The organism is Pseudomonas sp. H3(2019) (assembly GCF_007713465.1).
Classification (GTDB): domain Bacteria; phylum Pseudomonadota; class Gammaproteobacteria; order Pseudomonadales; family Pseudomonadaceae; genus Aquipseudomonas.
Genome location: NZ_VMSG01000003.1, coordinates 1 through 20,005, shown reverse-complemented (window position 1 = coordinate 20,005; position 20,005 = coordinate 1). Strand labels below are relative to the sequence as shown.

Annotated in this window: 19 protein-coding genes and 2 pseudogenes; 14 read left to right on the top strand and 7 right to left on the bottom strand. The window is 59.8% G+C overall.

Annotated features, from left to right (window positions below):
• The first annotated feature begins 29 nt into the window (after positions 1–29).
• The 4 genes and pseudogenes from FPT12_RS04215 (at position 30) to FPT12_RS04200 (ending at position 1,608) form a co-directional block, all read left to right on the top strand.
• A complete protein-coding gene (locus FPT12_RS04215; protein ID WP_145014792.1) occupies positions 30–377 on the top strand; it encodes a DUF4389 domain-containing protein in 348 nt (115 codons plus the stop codon).
• Complete coding sequence (gene sixA / locus FPT12_RS04210) at positions 374–823, top strand: phosphohistidine phosphatase SixA (RefSeq protein WP_145014791.1); 450 nt, start codon at positions 374–376, stop codon at positions 821–823. The genes FPT12_RS04215 and sixA overlap by 4 nt, the downstream gene beginning before the upstream one ends.
• A gap of 55 nt (positions 824–878) precedes the next feature.
• Positions 879–1,031: pseudogene (locus FPT12_RS28280) on the top strand (hypothetical protein); the annotation flags it as partial.
• A gap of 133 nt (positions 1,032–1,164) precedes the next feature.
• A complete protein-coding gene (locus tag FPT12_RS04200; protein WP_145014789.1) occupies positions 1,165–1,608 on the top strand; it encodes a hotdog fold thioesterase in 444 nt (147 codons plus the stop codon).
• A gap of 30 nt (positions 1,609–1,638) precedes the next feature.
• On the opposite strand, the gene FPT12_RS04195 is transcribed toward FPT12_RS04200, so the two are convergent.
• On the bottom strand, positions 1,639–4,620 hold the full coding sequence (locus FPT12_RS04195; RefSeq protein WP_145014788.1) for an RHS repeat-associated core domain-containing protein: 2,982 nt from the start codon (positions 4,618–4,620) through the stop codon (positions 1,639–1,641).
• Between the two features lie 191 nt (positions 4,621–4,811).
• Between FPT12_RS04195 and FPT12_RS04190 the strand changes: the two genes are divergently transcribed.
• The 5 genes from FPT12_RS04190 to FPT12_RS04170 all read left to right on the top strand — a co-directional run bounded on the left by FPT12_RS04190 (position 4,812) and on the right by FPT12_RS04170 (position 9,130).
• Complete coding sequence (locus FPT12_RS04190) at positions 4,812–5,618, top strand: alpha/beta fold hydrolase (RefSeq protein WP_145014787.1); 807 nt, start codon at positions 4,812–4,814, stop codon at positions 5,616–5,618.
• Positions 5,615–6,466 carry an alpha/beta hydrolase gene (locus FPT12_RS04185; protein WP_145014786.1) on the top strand — a complete coding sequence of 284 codons (852 nt, stop codon included), beginning with the start codon at positions 5,615–5,617 and terminating at the stop codon, positions 6,464–6,466. Before FPT12_RS04190 ends, FPT12_RS04185 begins: the two co-directional genes overlap by 4 nt.
• A 50-nt stretch (positions 6,467–6,516) precedes the next feature.
• Positions 6,517–7,176, top strand: coding sequence for a glutathione S-transferase family protein (locus tag FPT12_RS04180; RefSeq protein WP_145014785.1), 660 nt, complete (start codon positions 6,517–6,519; stop codon positions 7,174–7,176).
• A gap of 23 nt (positions 7,177–7,199) precedes the next feature.
• Positions 7,200–8,006, top strand: a complete 807-nt coding sequence (locus tag FPT12_RS04175) for a DUF4892 domain-containing protein (RefSeq protein ID WP_145014784.1) — start codon at positions 7,200–7,202, stop codon at positions 8,004–8,006.
• Positions 8,007–8,077: 71 nt separating this feature from the next.
• Positions 8,078–9,130 carry an AI-2E family transporter gene (locus FPT12_RS04170; protein ID WP_145014783.1) on the top strand — a complete coding sequence of 351 codons (1,053 nt, stop codon included), beginning with the start codon at positions 8,078–8,080 and terminating at the stop codon, positions 9,128–9,130.
• 91 nt (positions 9,131–9,221) lie between these two features.
• Here FPT12_RS04170 and xopAW read toward each other — a convergent pair whose 3' ends face one another.
• From xopAW to FPT12_RS04155, 3 genes are all read right to left on the bottom strand, one after another.
• Positions 9,222–10,061, bottom strand: coding sequence for a XopAW family type III secretion system calcium-binding effector (gene xopAW / locus FPT12_RS04165; protein WP_145014782.1), 840 nt, complete (start codon positions 10,059–10,061; stop codon positions 9,222–9,224).
• 111 nt (positions 10,062–10,172) lie between these two features.
• Positions 10,173–11,213 carry a HAMP domain-containing sensor histidine kinase gene (locus FPT12_RS04160; protein WP_145014781.1) on the bottom strand — a complete coding sequence of 347 codons (1,041 nt, stop codon included), beginning with the start codon at positions 11,211–11,213 and terminating at the stop codon, positions 10,173–10,175.
• Complete coding sequence (locus FPT12_RS04155; RefSeq protein ID WP_145014780.1) at positions 11,213–11,977, bottom strand: response regulator; 765 nt, start codon at positions 11,975–11,977, stop codon at positions 11,213–11,215. The genes FPT12_RS04160 and FPT12_RS04155 overlap by 1 nt, the downstream gene beginning before the upstream one ends.
• 305 nt (positions 11,978–12,282) lie before the next feature.
• Here FPT12_RS04155 and pyrF point away from each other — a divergent pair, with 305 nt between their 5' ends.
• Positions 12,283–12,981: an orotidine-5'-phosphate decarboxylase gene (gene pyrF / locus FPT12_RS04150; RefSeq protein ID WP_162491267.1), complete on the top strand. Its 699-nt coding sequence runs from the start codon at positions 12,283–12,285 to the stop codon at positions 12,979–12,981.
• Positions 12,982–13,117: 136 nt separating this feature from the next.
• On the opposite strand, the gene FPT12_RS04145 is transcribed toward pyrF, so the two are convergent.
• Complete coding sequence (locus FPT12_RS04145) at positions 13,118–14,122, bottom strand: NADP-dependent oxidoreductase (protein ID WP_145014779.1); 1,005 nt, start codon at positions 14,120–14,122, stop codon at positions 13,118–13,120.
• 232 nt (positions 14,123–14,354) lie between these two features.
• Between FPT12_RS04145 and FPT12_RS04140 the strand changes: the two genes are divergently transcribed.
• Together FPT12_RS04140 and FPT12_RS04135 are read left to right on the top strand one after the other, a co-directional pair.
• Complete coding sequence (locus tag FPT12_RS04140; protein WP_145014778.1) at positions 14,355–15,116, top strand: SDR family oxidoreductase; 762 nt, start codon at positions 14,355–14,357, stop codon at positions 15,114–15,116.
• Between the two features lie 123 nt (positions 15,117–15,239).
• Positions 15,240–16,646 carry a PLP-dependent aminotransferase family protein gene (locus FPT12_RS04135; protein WP_145014777.1) on the top strand — a complete coding sequence of 469 codons (1,407 nt, stop codon included), beginning with the start codon at positions 15,240–15,242 and terminating at the stop codon, positions 16,644–16,646.
• Here FPT12_RS04135 and FPT12_RS28275 read toward each other — a convergent pair.
• Positions 16,607–16,708 (bottom strand): hypothetical protein, encoded by a 102-nt coding sequence (locus FPT12_RS28275; protein ID WP_371922497.1) that lies wholly within the window; start codon positions 16,706–16,708, stop codon positions 16,607–16,609. The genes FPT12_RS04135 and FPT12_RS28275 overlap by 40 nt on opposite strands.
• A 27-nt stretch (positions 16,709–16,735) precedes the next feature.
• Between FPT12_RS28275 and FPT12_RS28270 the strand changes: the two are divergent.
• A pseudogene (locus tag FPT12_RS28270) lies at positions 16,736–17,884 on the top strand (HAMP domain-containing protein); the annotation flags it as partial.
• Positions 17,864–18,745: a methyl-accepting chemotaxis protein gene (locus tag FPT12_RS28265; protein WP_371922496.1), complete on the top strand. Its 882-nt coding sequence runs from the start codon at positions 17,864–17,866 to the stop codon at positions 18,743–18,745. The pseudogene FPT12_RS28270 and the gene FPT12_RS28265, both read left to right, overlap by 21 nt.
• Before the next feature lie 78 nt (positions 18,746–18,823).
• On the opposite strand, the gene FPT12_RS04125 is transcribed toward FPT12_RS28265, so the two are convergent.
• Positions 18,824–19,582, bottom strand: coding sequence for a hypothetical protein (locus FPT12_RS04125; protein WP_178098605.1), 759 nt, complete (start codon positions 19,580–19,582; stop codon positions 18,824–18,826).
• Positions 19,583–20,005 lie beyond the last annotated feature (423 nt).

The following is a 20,005-nucleotide window of genomic DNA, read 5'->3' as shown; positions in this document are numbered from 1 at the left end:
ACTCAATTTACAGGGGCAGGGAGCGAGACATGAACGATCCAAAAGTAGCAGCCAGGTACGAATCCATCCTGCTGCGCGTGCTGTGGATGCTGGTGTATGTGCTGGTCTGGCAAGTCGCGCAACTTATCCTCGGCGCCGTGGTGCTGGTGCAACTCATCTATCGGTTGATCTACGGGGCACCGAACGCCGGCCTGATGAACTTCGGTGACAGCCTCAGCCAGTTCCTGGCGCAGATCGGTCGCTTCGGCAGTTTTCACAGCGACCAGAAACCTTGGCCATTCGCCGATTGGCCAGCCCCGCGTGCACCGGAAGGCGAGGCCCCGCACGCTGTACAGCCAGCGCCGCATCCGGCCCGTGATGAGGAGCCAAAACTATGAAACTCTGGGTGTTGCGTCACGGTGAAGCCGAGTCTCACGCCCGTAGCGATGCTGAGCGGGAGTTGACTGCACATGGCCGCGAAGAAGTGCTGCGCAGTGCCGCGCAACTGATCGGCCAGCCGATTCAGGCGATCATCGCCAGCCCGTATGTACGGGCGCAGCAAACCGCGCAGCTGGTGCGTGAGGTGCTGGGTTTTGAGCCGGAAATCCGCACCGAGGCATGGCTGAGGCCGGAAAGTAATCCACTGACCGTCGCCGATCAGCTCGACTCGGCGGAAAACATCCTGCTGGTCAGTCATAACCCGCTGGTGGGGAGCTTGATCGGCTACTTGCAACACGGCCATTTGCGCGCGCCGCAGCCAATGAGCACTGCCAGCCTGGCCGAGCTTGAAGCTGATTTGCCGTTGGCCGGGGGCATGACGCTCAATAGCGTCAAGAACCCCTAGGCCTATCGCTTTTGTAGGAGCTTGCCGCCACATCGAACAAAAAGGAGCGCCTCGCATGTCCGCCGCTTTTCGTTTGCCGTTGCAAGTGTTCTACGAGCGTGAAGCTCGCCATCCTCGTCAGCGTTTTCTGATCCAGCCGATGGGCGGTGGTCAGGTCGAGACGCTGACCTGGGCCGACGTCGGCCATCAGGCGCGGTGCGCCGCTCACCTTAAGATCAAGCGCAATGTGATCGAGGCCGTGTATGGCGCGCGGTTTGAAGAATGGAGTGGAATGGAGTGCGCGCAGCGAAGCCGTGCTGTGGCAGGATTGACCTGAAATAAAACCAACGAAGGATGCAGTGATGACTCTGTGGCGTACCGCTCCCAACATTGAACAGTTGAACTCGATTCAGAAAAACACCATCGGCGAAGTGCTGGATATACGCTTCGAGGCGTTTGATGACGAGTCGTTGACCGCCAGCATGGTCGTCGACCATCGCACCCATCAGCCCTACGGTTTACTGCATGGCGGCGCCTCGGTGGTACTGGCCGAAACCGTCGGCTCCATGGCCAGCTTCCTGTGCATCGACACCAGCAAATTCTATTGCGTGGGCCTGGAAATCAACGCCAACCACTTGCGCGGCCTGCGTAGCGGCCGGGTAACGGCGGTGGCCAAACCGATCCACATCGGCCGCACCACGCACGTCTGGGATATTCGCTTGAGCAGCGATGAAGGCAAGGCCAGCTGTGTGTCACGGTTGACCATGGCGGTGGTGCCGCTGGGTGAAACGCCGCCAAGCAAATAATCGTATTGGACGGTTCCTCCGTCGTTGGATTCAAGCATTTGTGTAGCTATGGCGTCGCTGGATCTGTCTGCCGGGGAATCTGGCCGTCGTTGTCTGCACATCCGAATTCATGCTGTCTACGACTTGCGGCCGAAATCCACGATAGCCATCTTGAGCGACTTGCATGACGCCAGCGCGATAGTCCGTGAGCGACAAGAAGCCGCCGCTGATGGCGCCACTTATCATGTTCACCGACTCCCCGCGTTCTGAGACGGGTAAACCGGTGATGTGGGCAGTCACGGCTTCAACCGCCGTAATCACGCCGAAAGCGAACTGGCTGGAGGTAATCCTGCCAGCCGCTCCAAACGCGGTATCGACGAATGGCGGTGTCTGCAGCGCGGTGGTGCCCGCAGCGTACGTTGTTTCTGGATGACGCCCCCGTAGCCATGTACCGACAAACCCGTCTGTCCCCTCCATCAAAGGGCTGATCCAGCTGCGGATTGATTCCGGTACGAGTCGACCGAATGCTCCGTTGAGCACATTGGTTATTGCATAGGCTGCTGCCGTGCGATGGAAGGTCGGCAGCCGTTGCCGCAAACTGACGCTCCCCCAGGGAAAGTTTGCACCATGCCCCCTGAGTATTTGCTGTGAAATTTCTCGAGTGATTGCACCGACTGCCGCGCCTATTCGGTTGATAGCAACCTGGTTAAGTTCTATTTCTGATTCGTCCGTTGATCCACCGTCATGACTCCATGCTGCTGGTGAAACACCTATCAGCAATCCAGCTACGGCGCCGACTGCCACAGCATGACGATGAAGTCGGGCAGCCAAGCCTCCCCCGACAATCCCGACGGCAATTCCCTCAAGCGCACCGGCGGTTATTTCCAGCGCAGTGTTGCTGGCATGACTGGGCCTCAAGGTGTTGAGTGCTGCAACGGTCGACATTTGCGCCAGCCCCCCCATACCTCTGGAAATGAAGTCACGGACAAAGGCTGATGAAGACGCATCGCGAAGTTGTCCGGTTCGTACGGCTTGTGCGTGATCATCTGCCAGCCCGGCTATGTCCACATGACCCACCGGATTTCCGTGAACCATTGCATACAGATTCAACCCATCCGTTGGCCCCGCCGGGTCGGCGCTCAACCAGCGCTGACGCCAAGCTAGGTAGTACCGGTGGCCGTAGTAATACAACCCCGTTGCATCCCGCTCCTTGCCTGAGTAGCGAAGGGTCTTGTAGCTCGCTTCGACCTTGTCCCGTCCGGCCCACCAGCACGTTGCGCCATAGGGGTAATAACATTCCTGGCTGATGAGTTCGGCCTGCTCATCGAGCTCCAGTGTGCTGGAGCCCAGGTGATCGCTGAACGTGTAGCGATGCTGATTCTCGGGAATGTCCGCGCGCTGGCCGTTTTTCCAGTGCAGCACCTGCACCGAGCAGCGTCCGGCCTGCACCGTGATGACGTGCAGGGTTTCCTCGGGGGTTGTACGAATTTCCAGCCCCGGCAGATAGCGGGTTTCGTGGGTACGGGTCAGTTTACCGGTGTAAGCCGTACGGATTTTTCGCTGGCGTTGGCCGCTGTCGTCGTAAAGGTAGTATTCGGCATCGTTGGGCTCATCGTCACGCACCACCTGATCGACCTGACGCAACTGGTTGCGCGGGTCCCAGAGCAGGGGTTGGCCGGGTTGTAACGTGTTCAGATTGCCATTGCGGTCGTAAGCGGCGCGAATATCGTCTTCGCCAGGGCGTTTACCGTCAGCGCTGTATGGCAGACTGCGGTTGTTGAGTGCGGCGACAGCAGTGTGTTCTGTGCGGCTGCCACTGTCGGCAGTGTGTTGCAGCAGTTCGAGGTTGCCTGCGGGGTCGTAGTGGTAGGTCTGCTGGAAGTTTTCAAGCTGGCCGGGGTCGGCGGGTGACTGAAAGGCCGGCAAGTGCGGGCCGCTCGAAACATTACGAATTTGCCGGCCGCAGGCAAAGATCAATCGATAGAGGCTGTCGTACTCGTAGGTATTGATCGCAGCCACGCGCTGATTGCGGAAGTAGCGAATCGACTGGCTAGCGTCGCTGATGCTGCGGATATTGCCCGCGGGATCGTAGTCGTAGGTCAGGTCCTGCCGCGCTGCTTTTCCCTGGGCCTGCGCCTTGAGCTGGAGTAGCCGGCCGTCCTCGGCTGAATAGGTCGCGCAGGACACCACCCCATTGCCGGCACGTTGCTGTTCAATCTGGCCGAAGGCGTTGTAGTGGATGGCACTGACCAGCGTCTTCTCTTCGGCAGCATTCCCCAGTTTCAGACGTACCTCTCGCAGTTCCCCGGCGCGGGTCTGACTGAAAGTTTGCCGGTTACCTTCGGCGTCGGTCTGTTCGCACGGTTCGCCAATGGCGTTGTAGCGCAAACGAGTAGTCGCGGGTTCGAGTTCCAGCAAGGCGTCGCGTTCGGTTTCGAGTTCGGGCCAATTCACCGACCACTGTGGGTCAGCGATGAATTGTCGAGACTGCTCAAGGGGCGCGCCCGCAAGACTGAATTCCGTGAAGTGTTGGGTGCCGGTCGTATCGTCATGGCGGATCAACCGACCGCAGCGGTTGTGGACGGCGGCTTCTTCTGTGGCGTCGGCGTAGGAAAAACGTCCGGTACAGCGTTCCGGTTCACCGAGAGCCTGCTCGAAAACGGCACTCGGCCGTAGCAAATCGTCATGGATCGCGCGGCTGTGGTTGCGTTTTTGGTCCCAGCCTTGCAGCCGTTGCCCGGCCGCACCAAGCAACCCCAGCCGCCATCCGGCGTCGCTGTTGTCGGACAGCAGTGCCGCGCCCGAGAGGCTGAATACCGTGGACTGGTTGACTGCCTCGCCTGAGCCGCCTTCAAGCAACTGAAACAGACGTGGGTCACGGCTGTGGACGGCGCGCCCAGCTGTATCGTAGACCTGCTGAGTAATGTGTGACTCCGCCGTTTCGCCCGCCTTGCGTCGATGATAGGCCACCGCCCGCACTGCTAGCCCGCGAGGGTCGATCACTGCAAGGGTCGGTGTGTTGGCGTGTGTCATGGACTACCCGGATCAACGACGTTTGGGGACAGGTCCTTTTCGACCTGAACAGGCCCACTGTCAACTGTCAGAAGTAACAGGTAGCCCATAGCCTTGGCCTGACTGTCATCATTCCTGGCAGTTACGGTCATTGCTGTGAGCTTGCGTCTTACGGACAATCAACACCTGATTTCGTTTATGGACGCGCCGTTATGTCGCAGCAGATTTTTTTCGCCCATGCCAATGGCTTTCCTTCAGGCACTTACGGCAAGTTGTTTGCCGCGCTGGCGCCGGAGTACCAGGTTGCGCACCTGCAGCAGCACGCCCATGACCCGCGGTTCCCGGCCGACGATAACTGGCTCAACCTGGTGGATGAACTGATCCATCACCTGGAACAACAAGCCGAACCGGTGTGGGGCGTTGGTCATTCCTTTGGTGGCGTCTTGCACCTGCACGCGGCCCTGCGTTGTCCTGAGCTGTATCGCGGTGTGGTGATGCTCGATTCGCCGGTGTTGACGCGCCCCGATCAGTGGGTCATTCGCGCGGCCAAGCGTTTTGGCTTTATCGACCGTTTGACCCCGGCCGGCCGCACCTTGGGGCGTCGCGAGGAATTTGCCGATCTGGAATCGGCGCGCCGCTATTTCGCCGGTAAAACCCTGTTTCGCAGTTTCGATCCGGACTGCCTCGATGCGTACTTGCAACACGGCCTGCACCAGGTCGGTGATCGCCTGCGCCTGCGCTTTGATCCGGCCACCGAGATCAGCATCTACCGTGGCGTTCCGCACATAAGTCCAGGCCGTCCTCGCCAGTTGAAAGTACCGCTGGCGGTGGTTCGTGGCCGGCAGAGCCGGGTGGTCATGCGCCATCACGCAAGCTTCGTCGGGCGTATGCCGCAAGGCGAGTCGCTGACGATGCCCGGCGGCCACATGTTTCCCCTCGAGCGCCCGCAAGACACCGCGATGTTGCTGAAAAACCTGTTCAACCGTTGGGACGGGCGTAGCGAGCGGAGTTGCGCATGAGCAGCGTCGAAGAAGTCCGCCTGAGCCTGCCGCACATCGAGTTGGCCGCGCACCTGTTCGGCCCCGAAGACGGCCTGCCGGTGATTGCCTTGCACGGTTGGCTCGATAACGCCAACAGCTTTGCGCGACTGGCGCCGAAGCTTGAAGGTCTGCGCATTGTCGCGCTGGACATGGCCGGCCATGGGCATTCCGGGCATCGGCCATTGGGCGCCGGTTATGCGCTGTGGGATTATGCTCACGATGTGCTGCAAGTCGCGCAGCAGATGGGCTGGAAGCGTTTTGCGCTGCTCGGCCATTCCTTGGGCGCAATCGTTTCGGTGGTGCTCGCCGGTGCCTTGCCCGAGCGCGTGACGCACCTGGCGCTGATCGACGGGGTGATTCCGCCCACCGCCGCTCACGACAACGCCGCTGAACGCATGGGCATGGCCCTGCAAGCGCAACTGGATCTGCAAGAAAAGCGCAAACCGGTCTACAACACCCTGGATCGAGCCATCGACGCGCGCATGAAAGGCCTGGTCGCGGTCAGTCGTGAAGCCGCCGAATTACTCGCTCAGCGGGGTTTGATGCCCGTGCCGGGCGGCTACACCTGGCGCACCGACAGTCGCCTGACGCTGGCGTCGCCACTGCGCCTGACCGATGAACAGGCGATGTCCTTCGTTCAGCGCATCAGTTGTCCTGCACAATTGGTGGTCGCTGCTGACGGCATGCTCGCCAAACATCCGGAATTGCTGGAGCGTCTACCCTTTAGCCGTGAACAGCTGCCCGGCGGCCATCATTTGCATCTGAATGACGAGCCCGGCGCCGCCCTTGTTGCAGACTGTTTCAATCGGTTCTTCGCCGTTCCTTGACTTGCAGCGGGCAACTGTCGAGGCTGGGCGGGTTGAAATGGGAGACAACCATGATAGATCTCTACACCGCTGCAACTCCGAATGGCCACAAGGTCTCTATCGTGCTCGAGGAGCTCGGCATGCCCTACACGGTGCATGTCTTGAGTTTCGACAAAAAGGAACAAAAGGCTCCAGCGTTTCTCAAGATCAATCCCAATGGCCGGATTCCGGCGATTGTCGATCGGGACAACGGTGATTTCGCCGTGTTCGAGTCTGGCGCGATTCTCATCTACTTGGCTGAACTAAGTGGGAAACTGCTGCCCAAAGACCCGAAAGGGCGATCGGTGGCGATCCAGTGGCTGATGTTTCAGATGGGCGGCATTGGTCCGATGCAGGGCCAGGCCAACGTATTTTTCCGTTACTTCCCGGAAAAGCTTCAGGGCGCCATCGACCGTTATCAGCATGAAACCCGGCGTTTGTATGAAGTGCTGAACACGCGCCTGGAAACGGTCGAGTACCTGGCCGATGACTACAGCATTGCTGACATCGCCACTTATCCGTGGGTCCGTGGCCATGAATGGTCGGGCGTTTCGGTGGACGGTTTACCCGCCTTGCAACGCTGGATGGCGGCGATGGAAGCTCGCCCGGCGGTGCAGCGTGGCTTGCAGATTCCACCGCGTAACGACGACGCGAATGTCGTCAAAGGCGCTCAGGCCATGCTGATCCGATGAGAGTACCTTCAAGGTTGAACAGCATGCGCTTGATCTGTTTGTTGGGGCTGGGGTGTTTCAGTTCGCTGGTGTTTGCCGCCGATGTACCGGGAAGTCACGATTTGCCGCTGGTGCCACGTCTGGCCGATGCGCAGATCGTCGACTATCGCCCGGCTGCCGAGCTTGAACGGATCTACCCCATGGGCTCAATCCGCAAAATCAGCGGCCAGCTGCGTTTTGATGGCCAGGTCAGTGCCCGCGGAAAAGCGACCTCGGTGACCTACGAGTTGCCGCCGGAACATTCGTCCACCGAGGCCTTCACCGCCGCTCGCGAAGCCTTGCAGAAGCAGGGCGCCGAACTGTTGTTCTGGTGCCAGGCCCGCGATTGCGGCGAAAGCAGCCTGTGGGCCAATGAAGTGTTCGGCAACGCCAAACTCTATGGCGCCGACGATCAACAGGCTTATTTGCTGCTGCGACTCGCGGCACCACAGGACAACTCGTTGTTGGCGCTTTACGGCATCACTCGCGGCAATCGAAAAGCCTATCTGCACGTCGAACAGTTCGACGCCACTACGCCATTGGGTGAGTTGTTGCCGACCTCGGCGACCCTGCTGCGTCAGCTCAAGGACACCGGCGTGCTGGACCTGCCGCGGTTGACGGGCGATCCGCAACCGGTTTGGCTGACGTTGCTGTCGCGCGGATTGAACCTCGATACGACTTTGCGCGTCAGTGTTTCCGGAGCCAGCGCCGAAGCCTGGCGTCAGGCGCTGGTCGGGCAGGGCGTACGTGCGGCGCGGATGGAACTCGGCAACGTGCCAGCAACCGGCCTGCACATCGAGTTCCTGCGATAGTTTTTCCCTCGGTGAACGTGCCATTGGCCGTTCGCCTACTTTTTGTTGATTGACCTTGCTCGAGATTTTTCATGATCAATAACGATCGCCTGTTGGTGCAGATCCTGCTTCTGGTGTTGTTCGGTGCCAGCTTCTGGGTGATGGCGCCCTTTTGGTCGGCGCTGTTCTGGGGCGCGGTGCTGGCGTTCGCCAGTTGGCCGCTGATGCGCTTGCTGACTCGCTGGCTCAATGGTCACGAATCCCTCGCGGCGGCGTTACTGACGCTCGGCTGGATGGTGCTGGTGGCGGTGCCGTTGGTGTGGCTCGGTTTTAACCTGGCCGATCATGTGCGCGATGCCACGGTGTTTCTCAAGGACGTTCAGGTTGACGGCTTGCCGGCGGCACCGGTGTGGCTGGCCGGGATACCCCTGGTTGGCGAACGGCTGGTTGGGCTCTGGAACAGCCTTGATCAGCAAGGTGCGGCGCTGTTGTTGGCGGTCAAACCCTATCTGGGACAGGTCGGTAACTGGTTGCTGGCGCGCAGTGCGCAGATCGGCGGAGGGATTCTCGAGCTGACCTTGAGCATCGTTTTCGTGTTCTTTTTCTATCGGGACGGCCCACGGTTGGCGATGTTTGCTCACCGTCTGCTGGAACGGCTGATCGGCGAGCGTGCCGGTTATTACATCGAACTGGTCGCCGGAACGGTGCAGCGGGTGGTCAACGGCGTCATCGGCACTGCCGCCGCCCAGGCGATCCTGGCGTTGATCGGCTTCCTGATTGCCGGTATTCCGGGCGCACTGGTGCTGAGTATCGTCACGTTCCTGCTCAGCCTGATCCCCATGGGGCCGCCACTGGTGTGGATTCCGGCGACTGCCTGGCTGGCCTGGAAGGGCGAGTACGGTCTGGCGGTGTTCCTCGGCATTTGGGGCACGTTCATCATCAGCGGCGTCGACAACGTGCTCAAGCCCTATCTGATCAGCCGTGGCGGCAACTTGCCGTTGGTGATCGTGCTGCTTGGGGTGTTTGGCGGGTTGATCGCCTTTGGCTTTATCGGCTTGTTTATCGGTCCGACCTTGTTGGCCGTGGCGTACAGCCTGTTGATCGACTGGAGTAACAGTCAGGCGCGGGTTGACAACAAGAGTTGAGTCGCCAGTGAAAAGATCGCAGCCTGCGGCAGCTCCTACGCGGTATTCGTATTTACCGCAGGAGCTGCCGCAGGCTGCGATCTTTTTTGTATCAGGCTGCCGCGCTCAGGTTTTTGCTTGAACTCAGGGTATTTGCCTGCGAGTACTGCTGATTCATGCTGACGATCAATTTGCTCAGCGCCTCGGCCACTGCGCCTTGATCGATGGTCCCGCTGTTCTGGCTGCTGCCCGTTTGCAGCGCCGCTTTCAATTCGTTGCTGCTGACACCGCCGCTGTTGTCCGTGTCGAGCATCTTGAGCAGGGCCGCACCATTGTCGGTGCTGCTGGTGGACGAGGTCGCGGCCAGGGCGCTGCTCAGTTCGCTGCTGCTGATGCTGCCATCACCATTGGTGTCGAGCTGGCCAAACAGGGACTGGCTGGACAGTTGTTGTGGCGGCTGAGGCGGCGTGAGGGCGGCAACCAGCTCGTCCTTGCTCACGCTCCCGTCGTTGTTCGTGTCCAGCGCTGCAAACAGGCTCTTGCTGTCGGCGGTGCTGCCGGCTTTCGTCAGGCCATTGCTCAGCTCATCGCTGCTGAGGCTGCCGTCACCGTTGCTGTCCAGGAGGCTGAGCATGGTGTCGGCCAGTTCCGTGCTGGGTGGCTGATCATTATGGGCTTGGCAGGACGATGGCGTCATGGCGGCCATTTCCTGGCTGCTCAGACCTCCACTGTTATCGCTGTCCAGGCTGCTGAATTGCTGGCTCAGGCTGTTCAGTACGCGGCTGTCGCTTTTCTTCGCCAGGGCGCTGTTCAGTTCATCCTTGGAAACGGTTCCGTCGCCATTGGTGTCGAGCTTGGCGAACAACTCTTTCTGACGCTGCTGGAGGCGGGCGGCATAGGCCGCGCTGGTGGCGCTGGTATAGCTGGAGTTACTGCTGACGCTGCCGATCATGGGCTCACTCCCTGGATGGATAAAACCGGTGAAGGCACCGGCCCATGCAGCCTCGGGGGAGCAGTTGTCGTGGGTATGTGGAATTTGTACGAATCAGCACACAGAGTCTGTTCAGACCCGTGGCAGGCAGACCACGGCAGTCAGGCCGCCGCCCGGGGTTTCTTCCAGGCTTAATGCTCCGCCCAGCCGTTGAGCGGCTTCGCGGGCGATGGTCATACCCAGTCCAATGCCGCCAGAGTTGCGATTGCGTGAACCTTCCAGGCGAAAGAACGGCTCGAACACGGCTTCGCGTTTGTCGGCGGCGATGCCGGGGCCATGGTCGATCACTCGAATGATCAGCTGTTCGCGGCTGTCTTCAAGGTTGATCAGTGCCTGGCCGGCGTACCGCAAGGCATTGTCCAGCAAGTTGTTGATGCACGACCGCAGGGCCATCGGTTGAACCTGCAACGGTGCGCAGTGCCCACTGGCCTGCACGTCAGCGCCCTGGTCCTGGGCGTTTTCGCAGAGCGATTCGATCAGCGCCTGCACGTCCATCCACTGCAGGGCTTCGCTGGTACGTTGTTCGTGCAGGTAGCTGAGGGTCGCATCGAGCATGCGAATCATGTCGTCGAGGTCCTGCCGCATCTGCCCTTGCAGCTTGATGTCGTCGATCTGCTCCAGGCGCAACTTGAGCCGCGACAGTGGCGTACGCAGGTCATGGGAAACGGCGCCGAGCATCCGCGAGCGCTGCTGCACCTGCTCACGGATACGCTTTTGCATCAGGTTGAAGGTGTGCGCCGCCTGCCGTGATTCTCGGGGGCCGGACTCATCTAGCGGTGGACTGTCGAGGTTTTCACTGAGGCTCTCGGCGGCCGCGCTCAAGCGTTGAATCGGCCGGGACAGCAGTTTTGCGCCGTACCAGGCGGCAATCACCAGCGAGATAAGCTGAAAGGTCAGCGGTACGATCGGGCCGCCAAACCAGGGCCGCGGTGGTCTGTGTTTGAAGGGCGGCGGTGGTTGTCCGTTGAACCCGGCGGAAAACTCCGGCGGTGGAGGGGGCGGGGGATGGCCGTAATGGTGGAACCAGAAGAACGCCAGAAGGTGCGCCAGGATAATCGCCAGCAACAGCACGCCAAACAGGCGGCCGAACAGCGTATCGAAGCGCGCACGCATCAGCCGATGTCTCGGGCGTCGAACAGGTAACCTTCGCCGCGCACGGTTTTGATCAACTGAGGCGATTTGGGGTCGTCACCGAGCTTTTGCCGCAGGCGCGAGACCAGCAGATCGATACTGCGATCGAACGCTTCGATCGAGCGTCCACGGGCGGCGTCCAGTAATTGCTCGCGGCTGAGCACCCGTCGCGGGCGTTCGATGAATACCCAGAGCAAGCGGAATTCGGCATTCGACAGCGGAACCACCAGGCCGTCGACGGAGATCAACTGGCGGAGCACGCTGTTGAGGCGCCAGTTGTCGAAGCGAATGTTGGCGCGTTGTTCGGTACGGTCATCGCGCACGCGGCGCAGGATGGTTTGAATCCGTGCGACCAGCTCTCGTGGCTCGAACGGCTTGGCCATGTAATCGTCGGCCCCCAGTTCCAGGCCGATGATGCGGTCGGTGGGTTCGCAGCGGGCGGTGAGCATCAGGATCGGGATGTCCGATTCGGCGCGCAGCCAGCGGCACAGCGACAGACCGTCTTCGCCGGGCAGCATCAGGTCCAGCACCACCACGTCGTAATGCTCCGCTTGCAGCGCCAGGCGCATGGCGGCGCCGTCGGTAACGCCGCTGGCGTGGATGTTGAAGCGGGCCAGGTAGTCGATCAGCAGTTCGCGGATCGGAACGTCATCGTCAACGATCAGCGCGCGGGTGTTCCAGCGTTTGTCTTCGCCGGCTGCGGGGGCTTTTTGATCGTCGTTCAGAGGAGCGGGGCTATTATGCATGCGTACGTTCATCTGCCAGAGAGGCTGCCAACCACAAAAGATGGGCTGCGAGGTTGTGGCTTCAGCATAGGCGTCCGGCCGTGAGGCGGGAAGTGCTGTAGGAAGTCTTGCGGTTGGCGAGGGTAGCCTTTGGCGGTGTTGAGGGCGTGTCGTGAGTGTATCGGATTGGACACAATTGCCGGGCGTGCGGGGTTTATCATCCGGCAACCGGCACTATTGAAGATGATTTACCGATCATCGGGTCCCGGACGGGCTCGCGTTCCGCTACAATGCGCGCCGATTTCGACTTGCCTGAGAGCCCACTCATGTCCGCCTGCCAGACTCCTATCATCGTCGCCCTGGATTTCCCTACCCGTGACGCCGCACTGAAGCTGGCCGACCAGTTGGACCCGAAACTGTGCCGGGTCAAAGTCGGTAAGGAACTGTTTACCAGCTGCGCTTCGGAAATCGTCGGGACCTTGCGTGACAAGGGCTTCGAGGTGTTTCTCGACCTTAAATTCCATGACATTCCGAACACCACCGCGATGGCCGTCAAGGCGGCTGCGGAAATGGGCGTATGGATGGTCAACGTGCATTGCTCCGGCGGCCTGCGCATGATGGCGGCCTGTCGCGAGGTGCTCGACCAGCGCAGCGGTCCAAAACCACTGTTGATCGGCGTGACCGTGCTGACCAGCATGGAGCGTGAGGATCTGGCCGGGATTGGCCTGGATATCGAGCCACAGGAGCAGGTATTGCGTCTGGCGGCACTGGCAGAAAAAGCCGGGATGGATGGCCTGGTGTGCTCGGCGCTGGAGGCCTCGGCGTTGAAAGCGGCGCATCCGTCGCTGCAACTGGTGACCCCGGGGATCCGTCCGGCAGGCAGCGCCCAGGACGATCAGCGTCGCATCCTGACACCGCGCCAGGCCCTGGATGCCGGATCCGACTATCTGGTGATTGGGCGTCCGATCAGCCAGGCGGCCGATCCGGCCAAGGCCTTGGCCGACGTCGTGGCCGAACTGGCCTGATCAAACACTGAAGATTCAAATGTGGGAGCGAGCCTGCTCGCGATGGGGCCATAACAGTCAGCATTGATGTTGAATGTAAGTCCGGCATCGCGAGCAGGCTCGCTCCCACAGTGTTTTGATGTAGTCAGATACTTCGTTAAACCTTCAACACCAGCTTCCCAAAGTTCTCACCGCTGAACAGCTTCATCAGCGTTTCCGGGAATGTCTCCAGTCCTTCGACGATGTCTTCCTTGCTCTTGAGCTGCCCCTTGGCCATCCACCCGGCCATTTCCTGCCCGGCGGCGGCGAACTGCGCGGCGTAATCCATCACCACAAAGCCTTCCATCCGCGCACGGTTGACCAGTAGCGATAGATAGTTGGCCGGGCCTCTGACCGCTTCCTTGTTGTTGTACTGGCTGATAGCGCCGCAGATCACCACGCGGGCCTTCATGTTCAGGCGGCTGAGCACGGCGTCGAGAATATCCCCGCCGACGTTATCGAAATACACGTCTACGCCTTTCGGGCATTCGCGCTTGAGGCCGGCAACCACGTCTTCGTGCTTGTAGTCGATGGCACCGTCGAAGCCCAGTTCGTCAATCAGGAACCTGCACTTGTCTGCGCCGCCGGCGATGCCCACTACGCGACAGCCTTTGATCTTGGCAATCTGCCCGGCAATGCTGCCTACCGCGCCGGCTGCACCCGACAGCACCACGGTCTCCCCGGCCTTCGGTGCGCCGACGTCGAGCAGCGCGAAGTAAGCGGTCATGCCGGTCATACCCAGCGCTGACAAATAACGCGGCAATGGCGCCAGTTTCGGATCGACCTTGTAGAAACCTCGTGGCTCCCCAAGGAAATAATCCTGCACGCCCAGCGCACCGTTGACGTAATCGCCCGCGGCAAAGCCCGGGTTGTTCGAGGCAATCACCTTGCCCACTCCGAGTGCGCGCATGACTTCGCCGATGCCCACAGGCGGGATGTAGGACTTGCCTTCGTTCATCCAGCCACGCATGGCCGGGTCCAGCGACAGGTATTCGTTCTTGACCAGGATCTGGCCCGCCGCCGGTTCGCCGACAGGGACTTGCTGATAGGTGAAGGTCTCGCGGTTCGCAGCTCCCACCGGGCGTTTGGCGAGCAGGAATTGACGGTTGATCTGGGCAGTCATGGCGGGCACTCAAGGTTGAATGAAGTCTGATTGATAGACCTTCATGACGGTTGTCGCAAGGTTTGCTGACGCAGCGAATACAGTCCGATCCAAACGAGTGATAGTCGGGCGGGGATCTTCATCACCGCAACTCATAAGTAATCAACCGGTCCTCTGATAGTGCTGCCGCGTGACGGGGCAGGGTGCCTAGACTGCGAGAACGAGATCACCCACATCTTTCGAGGACATAACAATGAGCATGACGTTTTCCGGCCAGGTTGCGTTGGTGACAGGGGCTGCGGCCGGTATTGGCCGCGCGACCGCCCAGGCGTTTGCCGCCGAAGGGTTGAAAGTGGTGGTCGCGGACCTTGATGTGGCCGGCGGCGAAGGCACCGTCGAGCTGATTCGGGCGGCCGGTGGCGAAGCGGTTTTCGTGCGGTGCAACGTGACCCTGGAGAGCGATGTACAGAATCTGATGGCGAAGGCGGTGAGCACTTATGGTCGCGTCGACTACGCCTTCAACAATGCCGGGATCGAAATCGAAAAGGGCAGGCTCGCCGAAGGCACACTCGATGAGTTCGACGCGATCATGGGCGTCAACGTCAAAGGCGTCTGGTTGTGCATGAAGTACCAACTGCCGCTGATGCTGGCGCAAGGTGGCGGCGCCATCGTCAATACTGCTTCGGTGGCCGGGCTTGGCGCGGCGCCGAAGATGAGCATCTACGCGGCGTCCAAGCACGCGGTCATCGGCCTGACGAAATCGGCAGCCATTGAATATGCGAAGAAGAAAATCCGCGTGAATGCAGTCTGTCCGGCGGTTATCGATACGGACATGTTCCGCCGTGCCTATGAAGCCGATCCGAAAAAAGCCGATTTTGCCGCCGCCATGCACCCGGTAGGGCGGATCGGCAAGGTCGAGGAAATTGCCAGTGCGGTACTTTATCTGTGCAGTGATGGGGCAGCGTTCACGACCGGTCATTCGCTGGCGGTGGATGGCGGGGTGACGGCGTTCTGATGGTAGCCTCGGGCATTGTGTTTCAAGGGGTTAGATGAGGGCGTTTTAGCGGCGTTGTCGCACATCTTCATGGGAGCGCCTGTGCTTAACTGACGCCATAAAAACAGTTGGAGTGGGTTTCTCATGGAATTGAGAATTGATCGACAGGCGCTGGTGCCCGTCGTGCAGCAAATTGTTGACGCCCTCGCTGGCTGGATTCGCCAAAGTGCCATCGAACCTGGAACGCGTTTGCCGTCCATTCGACAGCTGGCCCGGGAAAACCTGCTCAGTCAGTCCAGTGTCATCGAGGCGTATGAGCGCATGGTCGCCCAAGGTGTGCTGGCATCGCGTCATGGTTCGCGGTTTTTCGTTGCCGGGCCTTTGGGCGCGACACATCGTTGCGCTGACCAATCGGGCCCCGCGGCGGCTGACACAACCAGTGTCGGGGTGGTCGACGACCCGTTGGGCATGTTGCCGCTGGGGCATGGTGGTATGCCCGAAAGCTGGCGCGAGAGCGACGATCTCAGTTATGCCATTCGCCAGGTTGCGCGTACCGACATGGCCGGATTGTTCAACTACAGCCCTTCATACGGGTTGCCGGTCTTGCGCCGACAAATCCTCAAGCGCCTGCAACAGATGAGTATTGCCGTCGATGAGAGTCAGGTTCTCACCACGGCGGGGGCCACTCACGGGCTTGATCTGATCATACGGGCGCTGCTCAAGCCGGGTGATTGCGTGGTGGTCGAACGTCCGGGGTATTCGAATCTGTTCAAGCTGCTCAGGCTGCATGGCGTCAGATTGCTGGAAGTACCGCGGACCTCTCGTGGCCCGGACATTGAAGTACTTGAGGCCCTGTTGAGCGCGAACAATCCCCGTGCGTTGTTCATCAATAGCCTGTTCCACAATCCGACCGGCAGTAGCCTGGCACCCGCCGTTGCGCAACGGATTCTTCAATTGGCCAAGCGTCATGAGTTAATCATCGTCGAGGATGATGTCTACGCTGACTTTCAGGGCAGTGCCGGCAGCCGTCTGGCGGCCATGGATGCGGGTCAGAATGTGGTCTACGTCGGCAGCTTTTCGAAAACCCTCAGCAGTTCGCTGCGGGTCGGTTATGTCGTGGCCAGTGCCGCAATCATTGCGCGTCTGGCAGACATGAAGATGATTACCAGTCTGGGGGCTTCGCGGTTTTGCGAGTCGGTGGTGAGCAGTCTGTTGGCCAATGGCGCTTATCGCAAACTGGTACAGCGCCAGCGTCAGCGTTTGAAGCGAGATATGGCGGCGACATTGCTGGTGCTTGAAGACGCTGACTGGGAGGTGTTCGGCAAGCCTGCGGGTGGGTTGTACATTTGGGCCCGACCACGAGAGCACGAATCGGCACGGGTGCGCACGCTGGCTCACTCATTCGGTATCGTGCTGTCCTCCAGAACGGCCTTCAGCCCCAGCGGCGAAACCATCGATTGGCTGCGCATCAATGTGGCGTATGCCAGCGATCCTCGGGCGCAGGCATTTTTTCAGGCCTGCGCATTACCGGATCGACTTCGACCGTTCTGAAAACGACTCACGCGTAGCTTTTTGCCATTATTGCGGCGCCAAAGACTTGTGCTTGGGTGCACCCCATTGCGAATCTGCAACAACAGAAAATGGTCGTGTTGCCATTGAGTATGGGAAGGGGGTTACGAGCAATGATTTCGGTCGTGCAAGGACGTTTTGCCAACCTCGGTATGGCAAAAAAACTGGGTGTCGGTTTTATTCTGGTCCTGATGTTGACGGCCGTGGTGGCCGCTATCGGCGTCTGGTCCTTGCAAACCATCAGCCAGCGCTTCGACGGGCTCAAGCAGATGTCGTCGCTCAACAGTGGCCTGCTCAAGGTGCGTTTGCTTGAGCAGGAATACGCCTTGCACAGTGATCCGAAAACCGTCGATGCCTTGCACAAGGGGGTTGACGCGTTGGTCGCTCTCGCAACGCAACTCAAGGCTCAGTCGGCGGCTAACGTTCCGGTGATGAATGATGTCGAGCAGTCGCTGGGGGCGTACCGCAAGGCCTTCGATGAATTCGTCGAGCTGACCCAGTCCAAGGAACTGGCGCTGGAAATGGCCAGTTGGTCGGTGTCCAGCGTGGCCAATAACCTCGATGTGCTGCAGGCTGGCCTCGCCGACGATGGCGCTTATGCGCTCAAGGATACGCAAGGCAAGGAGGGCGCGGAGTTTATCGAGCAGGCCAACCAGGTCAGTCAGGTATCGAGGCTGATGTTGCAGGCCATGAATGAGGCGCGAGTGCGCCTGGATCAAAGCCGCAAGGCCAGCGACGAAAGCGCCGGGCAAGGCAAGATTGAACAGGCCGACCAGGCATTGACCCAGGCTGAGGCATTGAAGAGCACGGTCAAGGACGCGGGCTACCAGACTGTGCTCAACGAAGTGGCCGGGCATATCGCCAGTTTCAGCGAAAAACTTGCCGAGTACACGGGGCTGCTGAGTCAGGAGAAAAAGGTCTATCAGCAGTTGCATGAGCGCGCCGCCGAAGTGGTGCAGCGGGTCGACCAGGCTTACGCGGCCGAGGACCGGTCGATGCAGGAAGAGCTGAAGAAGAATTCGGCGCTGATCATTGCGTCCTCGGCGCTTGCGCTGCTGGTCGGGCTGATTGCCGCGTGGGTGATTACCCGCTTGATCGTTGCGCCACTGCGCAGTGTGATTCTCGTCGCCCAGCAAATTGCGGCGGGCGATCTGAGCGCGACCGTGCAGGTGACACGGCGTGATGAAATCGGCCAGTTGATGCAGGCCATGCAGCAAATGGGCGCGGGGTTGAGCAGTATTGTCAGCGGCTTGCAGGCGGGTATCGAGCAGCTTGCGAATTCCGCGCAATCGCTCTCGGCGGTGACCGAGCAAACCAATCTCGAAGTCAGCAGCCAGAAGGAAGAAACCGAGCAAGTCGCCACCGCGATGAATCAGATGACCGCGACTGTGCATGACGTTGCGCGCAATGCCGAGGAAGCTGCACTGGCGGCGCAGACGGCAGACGGCAAGGTCGAAACCGGTCAGCAGGTCGTGCGTCAGAGCATGCAGCGCATCGAGCAACTGGCTGACTCGGCGACGTCGGCCAGCTCCAGCATCGAAAGCCTCAGTGCGGAAATCCAGAACATTGGCACTGTCCTCAGCGTGATCAAGAGCGTCGCCGAGCAGACCAACCTGCTGGCACTCAATGCGGCCATCGAGGCCGCGCGAGCGGGTGAGCAGGGCAGGGGCTTTGCCGTGGTTGCCGATGAAGTCCGGGCCCTGGCCAAGCGTACCCAGCAATCCACAGAAGAAATCGAACGTCTGGTGAGTGCCTTGCGTTCAGCTGCGCAGGCGTCGGTGCAGCAAATACAGAGCAGCGGTGAGCTGGTCAAGCTCGCCGTCAGTGATGCGTTACAGACCGAGAGTGCGCTGGGCAGTATCGCTGCGGCGGTCTCGCTGATTCAGCAGATGAACCAGCAGATCGCTGCAGCGGCCGAACAACAGAGTTCGGTTGCCGAAGAGATCAATCGCAGCGTGACCAGCATCCGTGCCAGTGCCGATCAATCCTCGGTGGCCATGCAAGGCAATGCCACGTCGAGTATCGAACTGGCGCAATTGGGGGCTGAGCTGAAGGGGATGGTTGGGCATTTCAGGTTGTAAGCGTGAGATCGCGCAGAATAGGTGGCGAGGGAGTCGCTCCCTCGCCACAGGTGTTGCGCCTGTTGCGCACCACCCCTATCAGTCGTAGATAACCTTCTTCTTCCAGTCAGCTTCGGCTTCCACGTCCTTGAGGCCTTCGGTCAACTGGTTAACTTCGCCTTCCACCGGTGCAATGTTGGTCAGCACCATGGAGTTGGCGCGTGCCAGGAGCTTTTCCATGTACTGCAACTGCTCGCTGTAAACCTGCGGGTCTTGCTGTTTGCGCAAGTACTGCACGCCACGCTCGAACGCCAGGCGGGCTTGCCCGGGTTGTTCCTGTTGCAGTGCATGTTGGCCTAGGTTGTTGAAGAACTCGATGTGCAGCAATACCAGGATGTGGCGAACTTCACGAATCCAGCGCTTGGCTTCGTTGGCTGGCAGGAAACCGTCCTGTGCCGCACGAGTGATCTGGCCATGCAAGGCTTCAAGCAAAAAGCGTACGTCCTTGGCCTTGGCTTCAGTCTGGATCGGTGCCGGCGGGTTGTTGACCGGAATCGATTCACCTCGTGCGACCAGTGCACTCAGTTCCTCGATGCGGGCTTTGACCTTTGAATTGGTTTTATCCAGATTGAGCAGGCGTTGGCAGACGTTGAGTTCCAGTCGCGTCAGCAGCAGCTTGAGCGCCGGAGTCATCAGCTGGCCAGGGAAGGTCTCGGTGATTTCGCCACAGCGGCGCAATCGATCATTGAGTTCGACCTTGGTGCGGGCCTTTTCCAGTTTATTGTTTTCCACCACATGGTTCATGTAGCCAATGGCGATCAATATTGCGATCCCGACTATTACTAGCAGGGTGATCATGAGTGGTGTCACCGTGAAGACCTCTTTATAGGGTTTGCGTGCGAGTGTAGTGGCTAAGCTTGGGGGCGCATAGGGTGGCGCGACGAGTTGAATCGAGCCTTTGCGCTGTCTATATAGGCAATGTGTGGATGAGTGCACATTGCCATCATCTGCTGGAGAGGACTATAGCGCCTTGGCGAGTGACAGAATATAGGCGTCAAACCCCGGTCGGACGAAAACCCGGAATTGCCCCTCAAAGGGGGGCGAAGTCATTGATTTAAATAAATTTATAGTTGGGGGTTGACGACCCCTCAATCCATCCATAGAATGCGCGCCACTTACAGCGGAAAGCACACAGCGAAACGCGGTAGGGAGTGAATGTTGTACGTGTGTCCCCTTCGTCTAGTGGCCTAGGACACCGCCCTTTCACGGCGGTAACAGGGG